The sequence below is a fragment of the Mycoplasmopsis columbina genome (assembly GCF_900660685.1).
Taxonomy (GTDB): domain Bacteria; phylum Bacillota_I; class Bacilli_A; order Mycoplasmatales; family Metamycoplasmataceae; genus Mycoplasmopsis; species Mycoplasmopsis columbina.
The window spans coordinates 59,298-81,193 of the sequence record NZ_LR215041.1; the positions used below are offsets into that span (position 1 = coordinate 59,298).

Genomic DNA, 21,896 nt, shown 5'->3' on the forward strand with positions numbered 1-21,896 from the left:
AAAAGTAAAAAGGATAAAATGAAAAAAAATTTTAAATTGTTATTCTATCTTGGTTTGAGCATGCCTTTTTTGGCATTTTCAGCTATTAGTTGTTCTCCAGATAAAAAAAATATTCCGCCAGATGAAGGACATGTTGATGTTGAACCAAATGTCCCAGTTTTTAATAATGACCCAGTGGATACTAATTATGGAAATATTCCTGGAAAACCAAAACTTTCAAAGGCTGAATATGATAAGTTGAGCGAAAGTGAAAGAAATAGAGTAGATTTAGAAGCCTACTCATCTGCTTTACAACAAGCATTGGGATCAAAATATCCTTCAAAAGAAGTTCCTCTTTTGACAGGAGATAAATTGAAAACTTATAATGAAAAAGCATCTTTAGCAGGTCAACCAGATTATGAAAGCGCTTATAGAAGAAATTTTTCTCTTGTGAGCGAGAATAACAATTTAATCTTAAATCCGTTGCAATATCAATTAACAGCAGCTTATTGAAATTCAACACCGGGTAATAGAGGTTTACCAAGATGACTACCTAATGATCTATATAAAAGTATTGCATTACAATCATTTGCAATAGCATTTAACAATGTTAATTCATTAATAGATGATAAAAGTTCAAAACAAGCAAAAGGAACAGCTTGAATTTTAGATTATGAATTAGACGACAATGGATATCCAACAAAGTGATATTTAGCAACTAATTTGCACGTGGCTGCTGCTTTAACTAAAACAACAGCAGATGGAAGATTTAGTAATGTAGTTGATTTAGAAGCTGAAAAAGCAACATATGATCAATGAAAAACTATTTTGGATGAAACAACAGCATATTATGAAGAGCTTGTAAAACCTTTCCAAGAACGTAGATTGCCTATTGAAAATGAAATTGAAAGATTGCAGTCAGAAAGAAGAAAAGTTGAAACTGATGCTGTAGGAGCTGAAGGTGATCAAAAAGCAGAATATGAGAGACAACTTGCTAAATATGATCAATTAATTAATGAACAATATGAAAAACTTGAAGTAATTGGTAAAGAAGAAAGTGCAGCTTTAGAAAAAAATTGATATGCAAATGAAAAAAGTGCTCAATACACTAAAGCATCAAAAAAAATTCAAAGTTATTTAGGTTTAACTCAAAGTATTAAATTAGAACATTTTAATGAAGATACTCCTCTTAGACAAGATCTTAAAATAAATGCTGATGCTTTAACAGTGGACACATTTCTATTTGATCCTGATCAAGTAAAAATAGTTTATGCTGCAAATGATTTTCTAACCTCATCACCAAAAAATTATTTGGATGTCGATTCTCCATATAAAGATTTAGAAGAAATGGCTGATTTTGCTGTATTGGAATTTGACTTTACAAACAGTAAAAATAGTTATAAATACATTTCAAAACAAAGTGGAGAACGAATTGTAGCTAATGCACATGATTTAGCTAAAAAAGCTACTTCTAATTTTGCTAATTGAAATGCATCTAAAAAATTTAAATTTGCAACAAATAGTCTAAAAGCAAAAGTTTTAGAAAATTCAAATGATGAATTAATTGATGTTACTACTCCAAATGGTGGAACAACTAAAATACCAAAAAGTTTGGTTAATCTTTTGGCATTAGGTTTCCCAAATTCTGCTTCTGACAACAAGTTAGATACAAGAGAAATGACAGATGTTCAAAGAGAAGGACTTAAATATACACAAAGTCTTTGAGTAAATAAACCTTATTATATTAATCCAACATACAAAGAAGCGGGTAAATCATTTACAGTTGATTATGGAGCAGGACTTAATAAGACATTAGCTCTTAGAAATACACTTGAAATCCCAGGAATAACCGATATTACCATTACTTCTCCAATTTTGAATGCTGCTGAAAAAGAAGCATTTGATGCTAATTTCTTAAAAGACACACAATCTTCATATAAAGGCCATAATTACATAAATTATGGATTAGGTTATAGTTTAGGAGCTTGACAACCACTTGAAGGAGCTTCAGGATCAAGTATTAGAACTATTGATAATGAAATTGTGGGAATTAATTTCGCGTCATTGGACGCATATGGAAATTCACTTGCTTCTATAATACAAGCTTTTCGAAGTGAAGGTGACGATTATAAAGGTTTCTATGGAAATTACAAATTAGAACAATATGATTTAATTTATGGTGGTGGAAGAAATCAAAGAACATCATATCGTCAAGCTCTAAAAGACTTTAAAAACAGCGAGACAGTAAAAACTTATCTATTTTCTAATGGTCTTCAAGATGAAAATGTGCCAAAGGAATATAAATTCAACAAATAAAATTAAAGGAGTAACATGATAAAAGCCAAAAAAACGAAATTGTTACTTAACTTAGGAATCGCTACAACTTTGACCACAGCAGCAGTTTTAACCACTGCATTAATTGTAAGTAAAGGTGAAAAAAGTAAAGATTTAGCAGTTAATGTGAATTCAAGAGCAGTTGATAATACACTTTACAAAGATGAAGTGTATTTAGAAGATGCACATGCTTCAAACAAAGATAATAACTTGACCATTAAAGAAAAGAAAGAAATTCAACCAGTAAATAATACTCCTGAAGAACCAAAAGAAGAACCAGTCAAAAAAGAGGACAAAATTTTTGCTGATGCTCCAGAAAATAAACCTGAACCAGAAGTAAAAGAAGAAAAACCAAAAGAAGAACTTCCGCCAGCACCAGTTGAACCAAAAGAACCTGAAAAACAGCCAGATCCAGAAAAAGAACCAGAACCCGCTCCTAAACCAGAACCTCAACCAGAACCAAAAGAAGAACCTAAAAAACCAAAAATTGAAGATTTATTACCAACAGCAAACGAGGGTTCAAGAATTAATCCAGATAAATTACCAGATCTAGATTTTGCAAAATTAAAACAATCAGAAACTGGTGGAACTTTGACTGCAGTTCAACAAAGAGAAATTAAAAATGCAATTAAAGAAGTTACTACGATAATTAGAACTAACACAGGCAAATGAACTGCGGCAGATAGAGCTAAAATTAAAGAAACTTTTAAAACTTTAAGAAGTTATTCATATTGAGAAAAAGACTTAGAATTTAATGAAGAGTTTTTTGACTCTTATCTTGATGTTTTTGATAATGACGGCAAATCAGCTGAGGAAATTTACAAAAAATGACCTTCACTTAATCGTGGAGACAAAAATGCCAATTTCCCATACTTTTTTAAACAAATGTTTTTAGGCATTGAAAAAGAATTGGATGCACAATTAGCCAAAGGTTTTATACCTAATTTAGATTATGGAAGTTTTAACATGGGTGTGTCATGACAACATTCTGATCTAAGTAAAAATACAATTCATACTCATTATGTTGAAAATAATAAAAAAAGATATTTTGCTTATGATTCACCATGAGCAAGAAATGAAAAAGCTATATCTAATTTAGAATACGAAAATTTCAGAAAAAATGATGTAACAAGTACTTATACTTCAGAAGGAGCTTCAGCAGCAGACGGTATTACTGTTCTTAACTATACTCCAACTGGTAAATTAGTTGAAGGCCAAGAAAACAAAATTATTGCAGTTCTTGATGCTTCAAATCCTAGAGGATATGCTAATTTCTTATTTTTCCTTAAATCAATTGAAAGAAATAAAAGAAAACTTGATGGTGTTGTAATTAAAAAAATGGGACTTGTAAATAAAAAACAAGATTTCAAACACATTCTTTCACAATTGCCTGATTCAGTGGAAAAATTAACTTTATTCTTTGAAGGAAGAGACACGTCTTCATTGATTGCTCTTAAAGATAAACACATTAAAGAATTAGAACTTTACACTGAAAAAGGTGGAACTTTAAATAAAGAATGATCATTAAACCCAGTGGCACTTAAAAATGTTGATAATGTTGCTTTTGATTATGTAAGAGGACAAAATTTTGCGGGATCAATTGTTTTCAATCGTTTTAAATTTGATTCAACTGATACTTTAGAATCAATTAATGAAGGATTCAAAATTGCTTTTGATACTAAATCAGATCAAAGAATTTTCCAAGGTGAATTTGGCGATGGATCATGACCTACAAAACTTGACTTTTCAAATGTACCAAGCATCAGAAGTTTAAGAGGCATTAATTTATATGGTAGAGTGTTTAAAGAACTAACTTTATATAGTGATTCAAATGTATTTACAATTGATGTGCCAACTTTAACAGAACAACAATGATCGGCATTGCTAGTAAAAGGACCAGAAAGACCAAAACTTTATTTTGAAGGACCTGTTGCAGTAGATACTCTTTACTTTAAAGGTAACGCAGTAGATTTAAAAAATAATTATGGTCAACAGCTATATGGTTTAATTGAATCAGGGAACTACAATTTTAGAACCATTTATGTTGATAATCAAGTTATGGCAGATACATTAAATAAATCACAAGCATTTACCAAATTTGGAAAAAGAGCAGTAGTAAAACCAGCTGATTTTAATCCAGAAGGGCGTCAAAGTGAATTATCATTTAATTAAAAAAAATAAAACAATAAGTTTTCATTTCAGCAAAGAAAATTTATTAAAGCTAATTTCTTTAGCTTTTATTTTTTTTAGCGCATTAGCAAGTTTATTTATTGTTAACTCACAATTGCAAGTAAAAGAAGAAAACTTTATTTCATATGATATTTTATTTAAAGAATCAACTTTAGTTTTAAAAGCTTTTAATTTTGTTTATATATTTAATACAAGTTTATTTCTAGTAGGCATTTTTGTTAGCTTATTTTATGCTTTAACAGTTGTTAACAAAAATAATTTAAGATTTAAATACTATATCTATTGATATTTACTATATTTAACTAATTCTTTAATTAGTTTAGTATTACTAGGAACTTTAAATAATCTATTTGCAATTAAACCAATAAGTCTTGTTTATAGAGCACTAAGTTTATTACCATTACTTTTAATAAAATTTAGTTATGATATTTTTTCATTGAAAATTAAAAGTAAAAATTTCCTTTTAACACACAAACAAATGTTTATTGTTATTTTAAATAATATTCTAAAATTTGCATTTTATATCGTTGGAATGGTAATGTTATATCTTTTTGTAAAAGACCAAAATACCAGAAACTTATTTAACCAAAACGACTTTCTTATAAGTCTAGAAGAAAAAATAGAAAATAATTTTATTGTTAAGTTTATTTTGATTTTCTTGTTATTTATCGCAAGTTTGATTTATCTATTTACTATTTTCTTTTTTGAAACAGACAATATTTGAAACTCATATGTTTGAAAACACAAATTAAAAAATATAATTTTTTATCTTCTTACTTTTATTGCTGCTTTGTTTATATATCTTTTTTATGTAAATATAGTTTTAAGAAAACAAGATATAGTGTTAGACGGCGCAGTTAATTCAAATTATGTATGATTAATTGTTTTTGCATTAGTTGAAACATTAATTTTAGCAATTAACTTATTTATAGTATTTTTTAGAAAATGAAAACTTTTAAAAAATCTACAAAAATCATTTTTATTTTGATCAATCGTTCTTTCTCTTGTGATTTATTTCTTAGCTTTAACTAATTTAAATATTTTCAACCAAAAAATATTCTTAATTATTTTTATGATTGAATTCGTAACGATAATTTCTTTGATTTTTGTAACTTTGAAATCATTTTTAAAGAAACATTTTATTTTGATTTCTTTACTGTTAACAATAGTTACAATCGCTTGAGTTTTCAACATTTACTTAATTCAAACAATAAGTGTTAATAACCATGCTATTGAATATTGAACTGAAATTTTATCAATAGATCAAATCTTTACATTGTTAGCTTTAAGTTTATTAATGTTTTATTGAATTTGTAAATTAATAATAAAAACAGTTTCATTATTTATAGTTTGATATGAAAAAAGAAGAGTAGTTAAAGGAGAGCAATATGTCTAAAAAAATTACATGGGAAACACAATTAGAAAAACTTTATAATGAATTGCTTTTTAAAGATTATGAATCAGTAATCACAAATTCTCTTTTTGTAAATAAAACAAAATTTCTAAATAGCTTTGCATTAAAATACAATCTTGATTTAAATTCTTATGAATGAAAAAGATTGATTGAACAATTAAGTTTCTTTTTCATTTCTAAAAGAAATAGTATTTTTACTAATTTCACTATTTTATGGTCTAATCTAGAAAAATTTCATAAGAATGCTTTGGTTCCCCTACTTGGTCAAAGTGACTCGACTACTTTAGATATTAATTTTAGTTATTCAGAAGATCAAAAATTTAATTCTCTTTTAGCTCAATTCAACTTGTTTATAACACAATTGTTAAATGAGGGTTTATATATAGAATTATTCGATAATATAGTGCTTCTAAAAGATTCAGAAACAAATAATTTAAAACTTTTATTTGGTAAAGAAGTATTGCAATATGAACATTAAAAAAATAAAAGAAAAACAAGAGCAACTTATTAAAATTTACAAAATTATCGAATCAAGAAAAAATATTACTTTAGTTAACATCTTAAAACTATCTAAAATTGTTTCATTTTATTTAGATAGAACAAATTTATCAAAAGTCATTATTGAAGAGTTTTTGAAAAAATTTAACATAATAAATTCAACCTTAGATAAGAAAAATTCAATCTTGAATTTTAAAAGCAAAACAAATTTATGAGTTTATGTTACTGAAGAAGAAAAATATAGTACTAATTCATACAAAAAACATGAAGATACTATTATTGAAAAAGCAAATATTGAAAGAGACAAATTTATTGTTATTGGACAAAGAGCAGTTAATTTTGCAGAAGACCAAAAATTACATGTTATATATCAAGAAAAAGAAAACAATGTTGCAACCTTAAGCAAAATTCTACCTAAACTGATTATTAATACTTTTAAAAATAACGAAGTTAATCAACTTAATGTTGTTATAAATTCATCAAAAATTAGTCACAAATATATTAAATTGTTACCAATTAAGGAAAACAATTTCGAGTTTAAATACCATACAAAAAGTAGTTTAAAAATAGATAATTTAACAAGTTATAAAATTTATCCTAATTTAGATAATTTTGTTGAATCAGAATTAGAAAATTATTTAACTTTTGCAATAGTTTCACTTTTAATGGAGTCTTCGTTAGTTAAAGAAAAATACAATCTTGTTGTTCAAAATAAAACGTTAAATGATTTAGAAGAAAAAATAGCAAAACAAAAACGTATTTACTTAAGATTTAAAAAAGATTTAGAGATTGAAGAAATTTCAATTTTAAGTAGAAAAAAAGATTTATTGCATTTTTCTAAAGAAGGAAAAAACTAAGATGAAAAAATTAATTTTATTTTCTTCAAACAAAGATGTAAAAGAATTAGATGTTCAAAAAATTTTTGTTAACAACCGTTTAAAAGATGAATGAATTGAAATAGAAAATAAAACAATTGCTAGTTTTAAAAATATTCTTCTTAAATTAGAACTTGAGAATAATGAAATCATTTATATGCTAATTGATACTCTATTAGTAAAATCCGATGATTCTGAAGTAACTTTTTACTATCATGAATATTTAGAAACTTTTGAACAATTTGAAAATAAAAATCTTTTAAAAACAATTAATAAAGAGTACAAAGAAACAAAAAGAAAAATGCAATACATTAAAGCATTGCAAAACATTAAGACTTCATATTTTGATGAAACTGAAATTGAATTGTTGGAGAAAAAACTTTATAAGTTAAAAGCTCAGTTATATTTTTCGTTGTCTTATAAGGAATTAAAATGAAATTAAAAAAATGATTAAAATTAGGTACTTTAACTCCACTACCTTTTCTTTCTACAATTGCTTTTATTTCTGCAGATGGTGATAATACAAATCAACCTCCAGAAGGCGAACAACCAGCGCAAGAAAAACCTAATTATGATGAATTAAAACCAAAACAAGATGAGACAATAAAAAAATCATTAGAAACAGCAATTGATGGAGTAATTGAAGCAATTGATAAAGAGATTAAAAAAGAAAATGACATTGCAAAATTACCGCTTTCAAATGAATTTTTAATTAAAACAGCTTATTATAAAAAAGTTGTTAATTATTTAAAATCTAATAAAGAAAAAATTCTCCAAAATCCCTATGAATATGGTTTAAATGTAATTTTTCCTAAGTTATTAACTGAAAAAAATTATTTTGTTGCAAGTGCATCACTTCTAGATGAATCTTTCTCTCCTGTAATGGTTGGAGAAGGTTCTAACTTAAACTATGAAGTTATCAATAAATATGAAAATCATAAAATTGAAAATTTAGAAAAAGATAAAGTAGAAAATGAAGTTGGAAAAGAAGCTATTGATGGAGCTACAAAAAGTTACTTTGAATCAATATTATCTGAATTTGACAGAATTTTTATAAACGCCGATGACTTACCAAAATATTCAGAAGATTCAAAAATTTTAAATCTCCAAGAAAATTCTCAATATGACATTGTTTTGCCGGAAAATTATGAATCTTGAGATCAATATATTAATAAACAAATCGACAAAAGATTTACTTTATTTGATCTTAAACAAAACGAATTGTTTAATAAAAAAGATGAAGAACAACCACAACCGATTCCTCCTAAACCACCTCTTATTATTCCTGATGAAATTGTAGATGCAAAAGAAGTAGAACCACAAGTTGAAAACATTCCACGTTTAGCACCTATTTTAACTTGAAATTTAATTGGTAAAAGTAAGGGTGAAATAATCGGAGCTTTTAACAATAATCAAGAATTATTTAACACACACAATGCATTTTTCTACAATCCTCTTTTAACTTCTTTTGACTATAAAATAACAAATTTAGAAGAAAAAGGTGAACAATTAATAGCACGAATTAATTTAAGTTATAAAAATGATCCTTCTAATTCAACAGAATATGAAATTGAAGTTAAATTACCAATGGACGCAGATGAAATAAAAGGAAAAAAAGTTGCCATTGAAGCTCTAAAAAATACTTTTAAATTATTTTATGATGCTTTAAATTTAGGTGAAAATTTAGAATTTGAAAATTTAGGAAACCCTTTAATTTCCAAAGCAGTATTTAACCAAGTTTTCACAGGAATAAATTTAATTAATGAAAATAATTTTATTAGCCTCCTAAACAATATTATTAATGAAAATAAATCAACAACAAGTTTTAATGAAGAAAAACAACAATTAAACAATCCTGATTTAAGTAAAAGCGTAAGTGAATTTTTTGTTAAAAGTTTGAATAATCAAACAATCAATAATTTAAATTATTTTTATTATCTTTCAGCATCATATTCACAACTGCTTAAGAAATATGTAAATTATGCAAAAGAAAATAAAACTATTATTTTAGACAATTTAAAAAAATTAAATTTGGATTCGCTTAATATCGATATTGCTTTTAACGTTTTAGCTGATTATATAGCCAAATTAGAAAAAAGTGCACTAGGGCCTAATTTTAATTTTGGAACTTATAAAAATTATGTAATGAACTTAAAAGTTGTGCAAGATCAATTAGTCAGTTTATCTGTACTAACATCAAATAAAGAATTAGATACTGAAAATCAAGAAGAAACAAACAAATATAAGGAAGCATATAATAAACTAATTTTAAATGAACCAGAAAACACTCAAGAAAATAATGTGATGTATGTTGTTATAGGTGTTATAGCAGGTTTAGTTCTTTTAGGATTGGGCGTTAATATAGCTCAAAATATTAAAAAAAATAAAAAAGTTAAAGTAAATAAAGGAGAACAAAATGAATAACAAATTGTATATAAGTGCAATTCATGATTACATTATTCAAATATCTGGCGATTATAAATATGCTCAAAATGAAATTTTCGAAGTAAAAAATAATCGTGATTTTAAATTGATGGTTATTTCAGCAAACGAAAATGTTGCTTTTTGTTTAGCAAATTCAGATTCAAAATTAATAAGCGTTGGACAAGAAGTTGAAGTAAGTGATCAAAATACAAAAATTGTCACAAATAAATCTTATTATGGAAAAATTATTGATGTTTTTGGAGATGTTATTTTTCCTAAAATGCACACAAGTAATGATTTTTATCAAAATCGTGTAGAGATTTTAAAAACTGAAAATAATTTAATGACCTATCAACCACTTGAAGAACAACTTTACACTGGTTATGCAGTTATTGATTTATTAATTCCAATTGGAAAAGGTCAACGTGAATTAATTATTGGAGATAGAAAAACAGGGAAAAGTTTTATTGCTTTAAATACAATAATTAATCAAAAAAATAAAGGCGTAAAATGTATTTATGTTGCAATTGGTCAAACACAAAGTCAAGTAGCATCAATTTACCAAACTTTGAAAGAACATGGTGCAGATAGTTATACAATCATTGTTAATGCTCCTTCAGAAAAACCTTATGAACAATATTTAGCTCCTTATGTTGGAATGGCACATGCTGAAAATATTTCACAACATGATGATGTTTTAATTGTTTTTGATGATTTAAGCAAACACGCAAATATATATAGAGAAATTGCCTTATTAACCAATAAACCAGTTTTAAAAGAAGCATTTCCTGGAGACATGTTCTATGCACATTCAAGACTATTAGAAAGAAGTGGTAAATTTAAAGATAGAAAAAGTATCACAGCTTTACCAATTGTGCAAACTATCGATAACGATATTACCTCATTAATTGCTTCAAATGTTATTTCAATAACTGATGGACAAATTGTAACTAATAGCGATTTGTTTGCTTCTAATAAATATCCTGCAGTTGATGTTAATCTTTCTGTTAGTCGGATTGGAAGCAGGGTACAAAATAAACTAATTGCGCAAACTGCAAAAGTTATTGCAACTCTTTATAGAGCTTTTAAAAAACAAATGAAATTAGCTGCTCTTAAATACGATTTAAATGATGACATAAATAATTTAATGATTTCTGGATTACAAATTGAAAAATTATTCAATCAAAAAGGTATAACTTCTTATGATGCAAATGAAATGTTTTTAACCTCTAAGTTAATTCAATGAAATTTATTAAACCAACTAACTGATAAAAACATTGAAAAAGCAATTAAATTTTTAATTGCTTTCGTGAAAAAAGATTCTGTATCACAAGATATTATTAAAAATTCAATCGAAAACACCTTAAAAAATGATGAATTAGCCAAAAACTATTTTGCTTTTATTCTTCAAACCTATTCAAACATGTACGATCTTAACTGAAAAGTAAGCAGTAAAGAAGAGTTTGTTGAATTAGATAAAAACTTAATTACTCAAACTCATGAAGAACTAGAAGGAGCTAACTAATGAGCGCAAAAATTTCAAAAATTTGAACAGATGTTGTTGAAGTCACTTTTAACGATGAACAAGTTCCAGCAGTTAACACATTAATTGAAGCCAATGGAACCTATTTACTAGTTAAAAAGATAATAAACAACAATTCAATTTTGGCTGTTATTATTTCTTCAGAAGCAACTTTTGCAATTGATCAAGAAGTAAAAGCACTTCATCATTCATTTATGGTTCCTGTAGGACAAAAATCAAAAGGAAAAATTTTTGATGTATTAGGCCAACCGTTAAATAGTAACCAAAAGGGCTATAAATATGTTGAAATGGATTCAACTAATAAACCTAATTCTAATTATGAAAACAAAACAAAAATTCTAGAGACAGGAATTAAAGCAATTGATTTCTTTATTCCAATTTTAGACGGTTCAAAAATTGGAATTTTTGGTGGAGCAGGAGTTGGTAAAACTGTTTTGATGAAGGAAATTATTTTTAACTTATCAAAACAACAAAAAAACACTTCATCTATTTTTATAGGTTCTGGAGAACGTTCAAGAGAAGCCATTGAGCTTTATGATGATTTACAAGAATCAAATTTGATGAATAGTTCAGTAATGTTTATTTCTAGAATGAATGAAAGTCCAGGTGCACGTATGAGTATTGTACCAGTTGGTGTTACCGCTGCTGAATATTTAAGAGATGTTGAAAAAGAAAATGTTTTATTATTCGTTGATAATATTTTCCGTTTTCTTCAAGCCGGAAATGAAACAGCTGCTTCACTAGATAAAAAGGCATCAATTGGTGGTTATCAAGCAACTTTAAACACTGAAATTTCACAAATTGAACAAAGAATTTATAGTAATGAAAATGGATCAATAACTTCATTCCAAACAGTTTTCTTACCAATGGATGATTTGTCAGATCCTTCTGCAGTTGCAACTTTTAATCACTTAAATGGTTCTTTAGTATTGTCAAGAGATATTAGTGCAAAAAACATTTTTCCAGCTTTTGATCCTCTTGCGTCTTCATCAACAAACATTGATCCACAAATTATAGGTAAAGAACATTTTGAGGCAATTTTAGAAGCTAAACAAGTTTTACAAAAATATAAAGAATTAGAAGATGTTATGTTAATTTTAGGTTTCGAAGAATTAGATGAAGAATCTAAAATTGCTGTTAAAAAAGCATTACAATTGCAAAACTTTATGTCACAATCATTCTTTATGACAGAACAATTTAGACAAGTTCCAGGTGTTTTTGTTCCAATGAAGAAAACAATCGAATCAGTTAGAAAAATTTTAGATGGTAAATATTCACATCTAAATCCAGAAACTTTTTCTTACATTGCTTCTACTGATGAATTAGATGAAAAACTAGATCAAGAAATAAATGCGTAGACGCGCATTTATTTTTTTAAAATATAATAAATTTATTTTTTTTCTAACAATGTTTAATAAAGTGGTAAAATAATTATGAAAATTAATTATATTTTCAAAAAAATGTATTAAAATTAAATAACGTGGTCGCGTAGCTCAGTAGGATAGAGCACAAGCCTTCTAAGCTTGTTGTCAGAGGTTCGAATCCTCTCGTGATCGCCATTTTTTTATTCCTTAAAATTAAAATTATATTTATAAAAAATAAGCGATTTTAGTAAAATTTATTGATATGTCCATATAGCTCAGCAGGTAGAGCACAAGCCTCCTAAGCTTGGGGTAACAGGTTCGACTCCTGTTATGGACGCCATTTTTTATTTTACTTTTTTTAACAATAATCTGCCAAATTGGTGAAAATTTTCTCCAAAATGTGAAAATTTTCACTTTTTTTTTTTTTTTTTTTACAGAGGGAAATGGCTAAATCTAATATAAAAGTTTAAAATATATTATTAAGTCTTAGTATTAGACTTATTTAAAGGAGAAAAAATGAAAAGTAAGAAATTATTCTTAGGAGGTTTATTATTATCTGCAACTAGTTTACCTCTTGTAGCAGTAGCATGTAATAATGAAACAGATACCAAGCAGAAACAGGCTCAATTAGATTTAGGAACCGCATTAACTAGTGCTAATACATTAGTAGAAGAGTTAACAACTTCAAGCATTGCAGTACCTACAACATTACAAACTGCAATTCAAGAATCTACAACCTTGTTGGCTGATCAAAAAGCCACTGTTGATGCATTGGTAGCTTCTAAAGCTAAAATTGATGAAGAAATTGCTAAAGTTCAAGCTTTAAATGCTTACAAAAATAAAACAGCAGTTCAAGCTTTAAAAGAAAAATTAACTTCATTAAAAACTTTAACCTCAGAATTAGAAAACTATACTTTCTTAAGTGAATTAAAAACAGAAACTGAAAACTTAACTACAACAACTGAAAGTAAATTAAGTAACGATGAAGAATTAACAACTGAAAAACTTTCAGCTGATTCAACTGCTTTAGATTCACAAAAAACCAAAGTTGAAGCTGATGCTAAATACCAAAACAGAGAAAAATACCAACCATTAGTTGATAGTATTCAAAATAGTGAATCTTATTCAGAAACTTTAACATCATTGCAAACTTTAACTAGTGATAGTGATTTAGGAACTAAAAAAGAAGCTTTAGCTGCTGCAATTGAATCAGCTAAAACTAATAAAGATGGTGATGCAACTAAATGAGAATCTTCAACAAATGAATTAAAAGCTAAATTAACCGAAACAAAAACAGCAGTTAACGCTAAACAATTTGATATTTCTTCAAAAATTACTAAAACTTTAGATCAAGCATTATCAGATAAAGTTAGAGCAGCTGCAACAGCTAATAGTTCTAAGGAAGAAAATGCAGAAAATCCATACTACATCATTTATCGTTATCGTGACAAACAACTTGTATTAATTAACAATAAATCATACAATTCTGCAACTGAAAAAGATATTCTTTATGAAGTAGCATCTGATTTTCCAACACAATTACTTGAAAATGAAAAACAATTAATTAATGCAACTGACACAACATATGTAAATGATAGACAACAAACTAGATTAAATTCATTAATTAGTTTTAGTATAGAAAATGATAAGTTAGTTCTTACCTTTAAAACTGCAATTTATAGCAATTCAGGTGATCATGCAATTGATGAATATTCATTTATTGTTAAATTAGCTCTTACAGCGGCAACACCAGTTGCTAGTGAAACAGAAGAACCTTCTACACAACCTGCTAATGAAACACAAAATCCTCCTGCAGAAGGAACAGGTGCATCTACAAGCGAAAATGGTTCTACATCATCAACAAACACAACAACAACTACAACAGAACCAGCAGAATCAACAGAAGCTCCTATGGAATCTACACCAGCTGAACCTTCAGCAGAAACACAAAGTTAATAACTTTTAAAATAGAGCCTTTTAGGCTTTATTTTTTTATTTACTTTTTTAAGTTTTATAATAAAATAGTATTAATGCCGTCATAGCTCAGCAGGTAGAGCACATCCATGGTAAGGATGGGGTCGCAGGTTCAAGTCCTGTTGTCGGCACCATTTGAAATTTTCACCAGATCAAACGAGTTATCTCGTTTTTTATTTTTAAGAGGTAAAAATGAAAACAAAAATAAATAAAGAAAGTAGGGCAGAAGAATTATTTTCACAAACACCTATAAAAAAGGCAATTTGGATTGTTGCTATTCCTAGTTTAATGATCACTTTGATGATTGGATTGTACACTTTTGTTGACCAAGTTTTTATTCAACAATTTGTTCCAAGAACAAGAGTGATTATGTCTAATGGTGAACTAGGTGAAATTAGTGCTTATTTAACTGCAGGACAATATTCTTTCGATAGTTATTTTCAACTTTTTAATCAATACAATGCGATTGAAGGAATAGCTAAAGTTGCACGAATAAGTGCTAATTCAGTAGTTTCTACGACTAATGCATCTGCGCAACCATTACTAATTTTCTCAAATGCTATAGTCTTTTTAGTGCCCTTAGGTGCTTCTGTTTATTACACAAAATGTTTATCTAAAAAACTAAATACAACCGCAAGAAACTTGTGAGCCACAATGTTTTGAGCAACCGTTAGTCTTTCTCTTTTATCAACTCTTTTAATTATTGCTCTAACAGCTGGAGGAATTTTAAATTTACTAGCTGGAAAAAATATTTTAGATCAACAAGCTGCTATTAAAGGTGGAATGAGTGAAATTCAAGTTAAAGAATTACAAGATTATTACAACGCTGCAAATGCTTTAAGTGTTAAATGAGCAAAAGAATATATTTATGTTTATGCAGCAGGTATTGTGTTACAAGGATTAGTATCACTATTTTCATTTTTCATTAGAGCTGAAGGATTTAATACATATACTATGTTTATAGGTATTTTAGCAAATATTATTAATATTTCTTTAGATGCTTTATTCATTATTGTTTTCAAAATGGGTGTACTTGGTGGTATGCTAGCAACAATTATTGGATGAGTGTTTAATTTAATAGCCTATATCATATATGTACAAATTAAACATAGTAGAAAAGAAATGCAAATGACTCTTGGAGCTATTTGAAGATTCAAATTTAGTAAAGAATTAATAGGTCCAACCTTTTTATTGGGACTTGGTGGTTTTTTAAGATCATTTGGGGTAGCAGTATCATTTGCAATTGTTAATATTTTACTTACTAAACCAGCTTTTGCAGATCCTGGACACTTTCAATTCTACTGAGCTAAATCAGCTCCAATCATCACATTATTTTTAATTTCTGTTTTCGGAATAAGTGATGGAGCAAGAAGTTTATTATCTTATAACTATACAAAGAGAAATTTTGATAGATGTAAACAAGTTTATAACTGAACTTTAGTTGTTTCTCTAACTTATGCAATTTTTGTTTATGTCTTTATTTTAGCCACAGCAGGCAATTTATGAGTTTTAGCTTTAAATGTTTCGCCAGAACTTAAAAAAGCCACAGCAGAATTTATAATGGTGATGACTTTAAGAATTGTGCTAACTTCTTTCTCTGTTTGTTCTATACTAGCTTTCCAAGGAACAAACGATATCGAAAAATCATTGTTTGCAACAACTCTTGAAAACTTTACTACTTTTATTGTTGTAATGCCATTAGGTTATTTATTTGCCCACTTAGGTTACACACATACAAATAGTAAAGATGTAGGAAATTGAATTATAATAGCTTCATTTATTTTTAATGGAGCAGTAGCTTCGACAATCTTGTTAATTTTTTCAAGATGATATATCTATAAAAAATTACCAAAAATTGATAATACAAAATTATCATGAAGCAGAAAAATAGAGCATAGATTCTTTGAAAATGCTACAAAATTTGAAGCAAAACATGCAGTTTAAAAAATACCAAAGCAACTATTAAATAGCTGTTTTGGTATTTTTATAATTTAATTCTTTTTTTACTTTCATATTGATAATCAATAGCATAAATCACACCATCAGAACATTGAATCTTTGGAGCATTTTTAATTTCATTTTCAGTTGCAAAGAATATTTTGATTCTTTTATTATTTGCATCAACTATATATGCGCCAGGATTTTGTTCAAAAGCACGTATTTTATTGATCGCTTCTTTACGAGTTAAATTAGGAGATAATTGAGCCTCTTCTTTAAGTAATTTAGGTGAAAAAGTAACTAAGTTTTCGTTTTGTTTTTGTCTCGATAATTTTCCTGCATCTAAATCTTTAATTCATTGAACAATATTCTGTGCAGATAAAGAACTTAATTTGTTAAAAAGAGTTGAAGCAACATCTTTTTCATCTATTTCATAGGTAAATGTAGCAAAAACATCTCCTGCATCCATTTCTTTTACCATCTCCATTAGTGACACACCTGTTACTTTGTCACCGTTTAAAAGTGCATATTGAATTGGTGCTGCTCCTCGATACTTAGGAAGAAGAGAACCGTGAACATTTAAATTAAGTTTTTTTGCAATATTTAAAATACTAGTTGGGATATATTGTCCAAAAGCAGCAGTGATTAAATAGTCATATTCTAATGCTTCTAACTCTTCTTTAATTTCACTTATTTTGTTAGGTTGAAAACATTTAATGTTGTATTTTTGAGCTAACAATTTAGTAGGAGTAAATTCAATTTTATGGCCTCTATTAGCAGGTTTATCTGGTTGAGAAACAATACCTACAACATTAAAATTTTTAATTAATTCCTCAAAAATAGGAACTGAAAAATTAGGTGTTCCTGCTAAAAGTAATTTGATCATTTTGACTCCTCATACATATCTATACTAATATTTATATTAATATTCAAATCTTAAAGTAAAATTAATTATATTATGAATGATACTATTGCAGCAATTAGTTCGGGCGGAAAAATTAATCAAGCAATTTCCATTATCAGAGTTTCAGGATCTGATAGCGTAGAAATTGTAAAAAAAATTTTTGCAGGCTCAATTGGAAAAAATCGGGAAGTTACTTATGGTAACATTATCGATAATTTTAATAATAACGAAATAATAGACGAAGTGTTAGTGGCCTGATTTATAGGCAAAAATACTTTTACAGGGGAAGATACTGTTGAAATTAATTGCCATGGTGGAGTTATTATAACAAATCAAATTTTAGAACTAATTTTAGCTAATGGAGCACGTTTAGCAACGCCAGGAGAATTTAGCCGAAGATCTTTTTTAAATGGTAAAATGGATCTTATTAAAGCCGAAGCAATTAATGATTTAATTCATGCACAAACTATTGCACAAACAAAATTAGCTATAAAAAAATTTAATGGTAAAACATCACAACTAATTTCTTCTTTAATTAAGGAATTGATGTATTTAATTGGAGCAATTGAGGTAAATATTGATTATCCTGAATACGATGATGTTGAAAATGCATTAGGGGATGAACTACTTTTAAGATTTAAAGAGTTTGATAAAAAATTAGATGAAATAATTAGAAAAAGCGAAAATTCTAGATTAATTTTTGAAGGTATTAAAGTTGCCATTGTTGGAAAACCCAATGTAGGAAAATCATCAATTCTAAATTGTCTATTAAATGAAGAAAAAGCAATTGTCACAGATGAAGCAGGAACAACAAGAGATGTAATCGAAGCTGCCTATCAAATTGATGGTTTATTGTTTAAATTAATTGACACCGCAGGCATAAGAAACACGAATGCAAAAATTGAAAAAATAGGTATAGAAAAATCATTTAAACAAATTGAAGAAGCAGATGTAGTTATTCATGTTGAAGATCCTTCACAAGAAAATAATGAATATGATCTAAAAGTAGATGAATTAAGTAAAACATATAATAAAGTTTTAATAAAAGTAATTAACAAAAAAGATTTATTAAACAATGAAGAAAACAAATCTAACTATGTTTATATAAGCGCAAAAAATAATGATATTGAATCTTTAGAAAATGCTCTGAAATTGAATTTTAATTTAGACAATTTAAACAATGAAGACTTTTTAAATAATGCTCGTCAACTTTCACTAATTAAACAAGCTAAACTAAATATTCAAGAGGGAATAAAAACTTTAGAGAATGGTTTAGATAGTGATTTAGTAATAGTTGATTTGCGAAGAGCATGGAGCAATCTTGCAGATATTTCGGGACGAGCTGATAATGAGGATTTATTAGATGAAATGTTTAAAAACTTTTGTCTAGGAAAGTAGGAATTTATGTCAATTAAATATGTTGATGCACATACACATCCATTAAAGTGTTATTACAAAGATAACTATAAATCAATTGAAAAAGCTCATGCAAAAGGTTTAGCAGTTATGATGGTAACTGGTTGTGCAAGAAGAGAAATTGAAGAAGTAAAATATCTTTGTAAACATTTTGATTACACTTACCCAGTTATTGGTATTCACCCAAATGAAGCAACTGGTAAAGAAGATGCAGATTTTATTGAATCACATTTAGATTCTTCAATTAAAGCAATCGGTGAAATCGGACTTGATTATTATTGAAATACAACAACACCGGAAATTCAAAAAGAATCGTTTATTGCACAAGTAAAATTAGCTGAAAAATACAATTTACCAGTAGTTGTGCACATGCGTGATGCATATGAAGATTTATATGAAATTATTAAACAATTTCCATATGTGAATTTCATGATACACACATACAGTGGTGATTTAGAATGAGCTAAGAAATTTTATGATTTAGGATGTTACTTTAGTTTTAGTGGTATTACAACTTACAAAAATGCACAAAAAACAATTGAAGTGTTAGACTGATTGCCAGTAGATAGAATTCTAACTGAAACAGACGCGCCTTATTTAACACCAGCGCAAAAACGTGGGGAAATTAATTATTCAAATTACGTGATCTTTACAACAACTTTTATAGCAGGTGTAAAAAAGATACCAGTAGAAAAATTTGCTGACCAAGTTTTTAAAAATGCTAAGGAATTATTTAATTTAAATGTTTCAAGAAAAAAATAGCTTCATCAAAGCAAAGAAAAAATATGGTCAAAATTTTTTAAATGATAGAAATATTATTGAAAAAATTATTAGTGTGATTGATCCAAAAGACAAAAAAATTTTAGAGATAGGTCCCGGAATGGGAGCAATAACCAAATTTCTTGCTCCGCAAGCAAAGAAATTTATTGCTTTTGAAATTGATCCGGATATGTCTGATTATTTAATAAGCAACAAAATTTTAGAATCAGAACAAATTGTCTTAGAAGATTTTTTAAAAGTAGAATTAGACAAATTTAAAGATTTTGAAGTTGTTGGGAATATTCCTTACTACATAACAAGTGATATTATTTTTAAATTAATTGATTATAGACATTTGTTTAAAAGTGCTATTTTGATGGTTCAAGATGAAGTTGCCGATCGTTTGATAGCTAAAGTCAATAGTTCAAATTATTCAAAATTATCAATTACTACTCAATACGTGGCAAAAGTCGAAAAATTATTCAAAGTTAAAAAAAATCTTTTTGTTCCTATACCAAAGGTTGATTCGGCAATAATAAAACTTTCTTTTTATCAAAATAAAAATGATAATTTTGAGGAATTAAAAGATTTTTTTAAACTTTGTTTCATGGCTCGAAGAAAAAAATTAAACTTTGCTTTAAAAACAAAATACGAAAGTATTAAAATTGAAAAAGCCTATAAAATAATGCAATTAGACGAAATGACGAGAATTCAAGAGTTAGATTTAAACACAATAGTTAAACTTTTTTACACTCTTGAAAAGGAAGCAGGAAATTAACATGATAAATCACATTTATGAATATGATTTTTACGAATTGATAAACTTATACAATAAAAAGAAGCTTAAAGATGCGCCTAAAGCAACTTATAAAAAGAGAATATTAACAAAAATACTAGCTTTTATTTTTTCTTTTTTAGTAGGTTTAGCTTTTATTATCGGTGAAATGGTTTACTTTTTAGTTATTAAACCAGAAGAAACAGGAGTTAATAAAATAATAGCAGTGGTTCTAGTGTCTCTCCTTGGAATTATTTTTGTTATAGCTTCGCTTTTAATTTTATCTTCTTTAATTTTAACTCTCTTAGCAGTTAGAGCTGAAATTAAAGAAAAAAACACCACTAAAGCTTTAAAACTTTATAAATACAATACTGGAGTTTCTTTAAATTTTGCTGCATTGAAGAAAATTCAAAAATAATAGAGGAAAAATATGTCAAAAGTAACTTTTATTGGAACAGGAGCTTGGGCAAGTGGGTTAGCAACTGTTTTAACAAAAAACAATCACAAGGTTGTGATGTGAGGAATTGATGATAAAGAAATTTCTGACATTAATAAAGGAAAAAATACTAAATATTTTGGTGATAAATTTTTTAATAATCCTGAAAATCTAAAAGCTACAACAGACTTAAAAAAAGCTCTCAAAGGAACACAATATCTTGTTTTAGCAGTTCCTTCTAGTGCTTTTGAAATTGTTATTCCACAAATTAAAAATGTTTTGCAGGACAAAAAAATTAACGTTATTAATGTAGCTAAAGGAATTGACAACAAAAGCAAATTATTTTATTCAGATGTAATTAAAAAAGAATTTGGTGAAAATTTAAAAAACTATTGTACTGTGGTTGGTCCTTCTTATGCTGTCGAAGTTTTTGATAATCAATTAACAGTTATTAATGTGGTTGGCCCTAAAAGCTCTTATTTACAAGCAGTTGCGTCAATTTTCAATAATGATACTTTCAAATTAATTGAGAACAAAAATGAGTATGGGGCACAACTTTTTGCGGCTTTAAAAAATACATTGGCAATTGCAATGGGAATTGTAAGAGAAACTAAACCATATAAAAATCCTGAAGCAGCTCTATTGACAATTGGAGTTAAAGAAATTAATAATATATTGAAATATTTGTATCCGAAAAGTGATAAATTGATTGGCTTTGAATTTGCTGGAATTGGTGATTTATTTTTAACTTGTACTTCTGAAAAAAGTAGAAACTTTTCATTTGGATTATTAATTGCTCAAAAAGGTGTAAAAAAGGCCTTGGAGGAAAATTCAAAGACAATTGAAGGATATAGAACTGCCAAAATTTTTTACGAAATGTTAAAAAATGTTGAAGAATTAAGAATTCCATTTTTTAGAAGTATTTTCAACGTCTTATTTGCAAACAAAAGTGAAAAATATTTATTGGATTTTTTAACAGAGTTTTAAACTCTGTTTTTTTATTTTATGTATATTTATTAGTAATAATATATAATGTTAATAACTATACCTATTTTGAAAATAGAATATTTCAA

17 protein-coding genes and 3 tRNA genes are annotated in these 21,896 nt (G+C 27.3%); 19 read left to right on the plus strand and 1 reads right to left on the minus strand.

Features of this window, described 5'->3' with window-relative positions:
* Window positions 1-18: 18 nt before the first annotated feature.
* From mip to EXC37_RS00340, 14 genes are all read left to right on the plus strand, one after another.
* A complete protein-coding gene (gene mip / locus EXC37_RS00275) occupies window positions 19-2,295 on the plus strand; it encodes an Ig-specific serine endopeptidase MIP (protein WP_051660715.1) in 2,277 nt (758 codons plus the stop codon).
* A gap of 15 nt (window positions 2,296-2,310) precedes the next feature.
* Window positions 2,311-4,485, plus strand: a complete 2,175-nt coding sequence (locus EXC37_RS00280) for a putative immunoglobulin-blocking virulence protein (RefSeq protein ID WP_029892007.1) — start codon at window positions 2,311-2,313, stop codon at window positions 4,483-4,485.
* Entirely contained in the window at window positions 4,466-5,899 is a 1,434-nt protein-coding gene (locus EXC37_RS00285) for an MSC_0624 family F1-like ATPase-associated membrane protein (protein ID WP_029892006.1), read from the plus strand. Before EXC37_RS00280 ends, EXC37_RS00285 begins: the two co-directional genes overlap by 20 nt.
* Window positions 5,892-6,395 carry an MSC_0623 family F1-like ATPase-associated protein gene (locus EXC37_RS00290; RefSeq protein ID WP_029892005.1) on the plus strand — a complete coding sequence of 168 codons (504 nt, stop codon included), beginning with the start codon at window positions 5,892-5,894 and terminating at the stop codon, window positions 6,393-6,395. Before EXC37_RS00285 ends, EXC37_RS00290 begins: the two co-directional genes overlap by 8 nt.
* Entirely contained in the window at window positions 6,385-7,272 is an 888-nt protein-coding gene (locus tag EXC37_RS00295) for an MSC_0622 family F1-like ATPase gamma subunit (RefSeq protein ID WP_029892004.1), read from the plus strand. Before EXC37_RS00290 ends, EXC37_RS00295 begins: the two co-directional genes overlap by 11 nt.
* Before the next feature lies 1 nt (window position 7,273).
* Entirely contained in the window at window positions 7,274-7,732 is a 459-nt protein-coding gene (locus EXC37_RS00300; RefSeq protein WP_006608311.1) for an MSC_0621 family F1-like ATPase epsilon subunit, read from the plus strand.
* Complete coding sequence (locus EXC37_RS00305) at window positions 7,723-9,714, plus strand: MSC_0620 family F1-like ATPase-associated subunit (protein WP_029892003.1); 1,992 nt, start codon at window positions 7,723-7,725, stop codon at window positions 9,712-9,714. The genes EXC37_RS00300 and EXC37_RS00305 overlap by 10 nt, the downstream gene beginning before the upstream one ends.
* Complete coding sequence (locus EXC37_RS00310) at window positions 9,707-11,239, plus strand: MSC_0619 family F1-like ATPase alpha subunit (protein ID WP_029892002.1); 1,533 nt, start codon at window positions 9,707-9,709, stop codon at window positions 11,237-11,239. The genes EXC37_RS00305 and EXC37_RS00310 overlap by 8 nt, the downstream gene beginning before the upstream one ends.
* On the plus strand, window positions 11,239-12,615 hold the full coding sequence (locus EXC37_RS00315; RefSeq protein ID WP_029892001.1) for an MSC_0618 family F1-like ATPase beta subunit: 1,377 nt from the start codon (window positions 11,239-11,241) through the stop codon (window positions 12,613-12,615). The genes EXC37_RS00310 and EXC37_RS00315 overlap by 1 nt, the downstream gene beginning before the upstream one ends.
* Before the next feature lie 124 nt (window positions 12,616-12,739).
* Window positions 12,740-12,816, plus strand: a tRNA-Arg gene (locus tag EXC37_RS00320).
* Window positions 12,817-12,885: 69 nt separating this feature from the next.
* Window positions 12,886-12,961 (plus strand) — tRNA-Arg (locus tag EXC37_RS00325).
* 176 nt (window positions 12,962-13,137) lie between these two features.
* Window positions 13,138-14,577 carry a variable surface lipoprotein gene (locus tag EXC37_RS00330; RefSeq protein ID WP_029892000.1) on the plus strand — a complete coding sequence of 480 codons (1,440 nt, stop codon included), beginning with the start codon at window positions 13,138-13,140 and terminating at the stop codon, window positions 14,575-14,577.
* Between the two features lie 76 nt (window positions 14,578-14,653).
* A tRNA-Thr gene (locus tag EXC37_RS00335) sits at window positions 14,654-14,729 on the plus strand.
* Window positions 14,730-14,787: 58 nt separating this feature from the next.
* Window positions 14,788-16,539, plus strand: a complete 1,752-nt coding sequence (locus tag EXC37_RS00340) for an MATE family efflux transporter (protein WP_029891999.1) — start codon at window positions 14,788-14,790, stop codon at window positions 16,537-16,539.
* Between the two features lie 40 nt (window positions 16,540-16,579).
* Here EXC37_RS00340 and fmt read toward each other — a convergent pair whose 3' ends face one another.
* Window positions 16,580-17,419, minus strand: coding sequence for a methionyl-tRNA formyltransferase (gene fmt, locus EXC37_RS00345; protein ID WP_006608305.1), 840 nt, complete (start codon window positions 17,417-17,419; stop codon window positions 16,580-16,582).
* Window positions 17,420-17,491: 72 nt separating this feature from the next.
* Between fmt and mnmE the strand changes: the two genes are divergently transcribed.
* Genes mnmE through EXC37_RS00370 form a run of 5 tightly spaced genes read left to right on the plus strand, consistent with a single transcriptional unit; the run spans window position 17,492 to window position 21,810 of the window.
* The gene (gene mnmE, locus EXC37_RS00350) at window positions 17,492-18,835 is read left to right on the plus strand and encodes a tRNA uridine-5-carboxymethylaminomethyl(34) synthesis GTPase MnmE (protein WP_029891998.1); all 1,344 of its coding nucleotides are present in this window, start codon (window positions 17,492-17,494) and stop codon (window positions 18,833-18,835) included.
* 6 nt (window positions 18,836-18,841) lie between these two features.
* Entirely contained in the window at window positions 18,842-19,615 is a 774-nt protein-coding gene (locus tag EXC37_RS00355) for a TatD family hydrolase (protein WP_006608303.1), read from the plus strand.
* Window positions 19,596-20,390 carry a 16S rRNA (adenine(1518)-N(6)/adenine(1519)-N(6))-dimethyltransferase RsmA gene (rsmA, locus tag EXC37_RS00360; protein WP_006608302.1) on the plus strand — a complete coding sequence of 265 codons (795 nt, stop codon included), beginning with the start codon at window positions 19,596-19,598 and terminating at the stop codon, window positions 20,388-20,390. The genes EXC37_RS00355 and rsmA overlap by 20 nt, the downstream gene beginning before the upstream one ends.
* Window position 20,391: 1 nt before the next feature.
* Window positions 20,392-20,805, plus strand: a complete 414-nt coding sequence (locus EXC37_RS00365; RefSeq protein WP_006608301.1) for a hypothetical protein — start codon at window positions 20,392-20,394, stop codon at window positions 20,803-20,805.
* 12 nt (window positions 20,806-20,817) lie between these two features.
* Window positions 20,818-21,810: an NAD(P)H-dependent glycerol-3-phosphate dehydrogenase gene (locus EXC37_RS00370; RefSeq protein WP_029891997.1), complete on the plus strand. Its 993-nt coding sequence runs from the start codon at window positions 20,818-20,820 to the stop codon at window positions 21,808-21,810.
* Window positions 21,811-21,896: the final 86 nt, after the last annotated feature.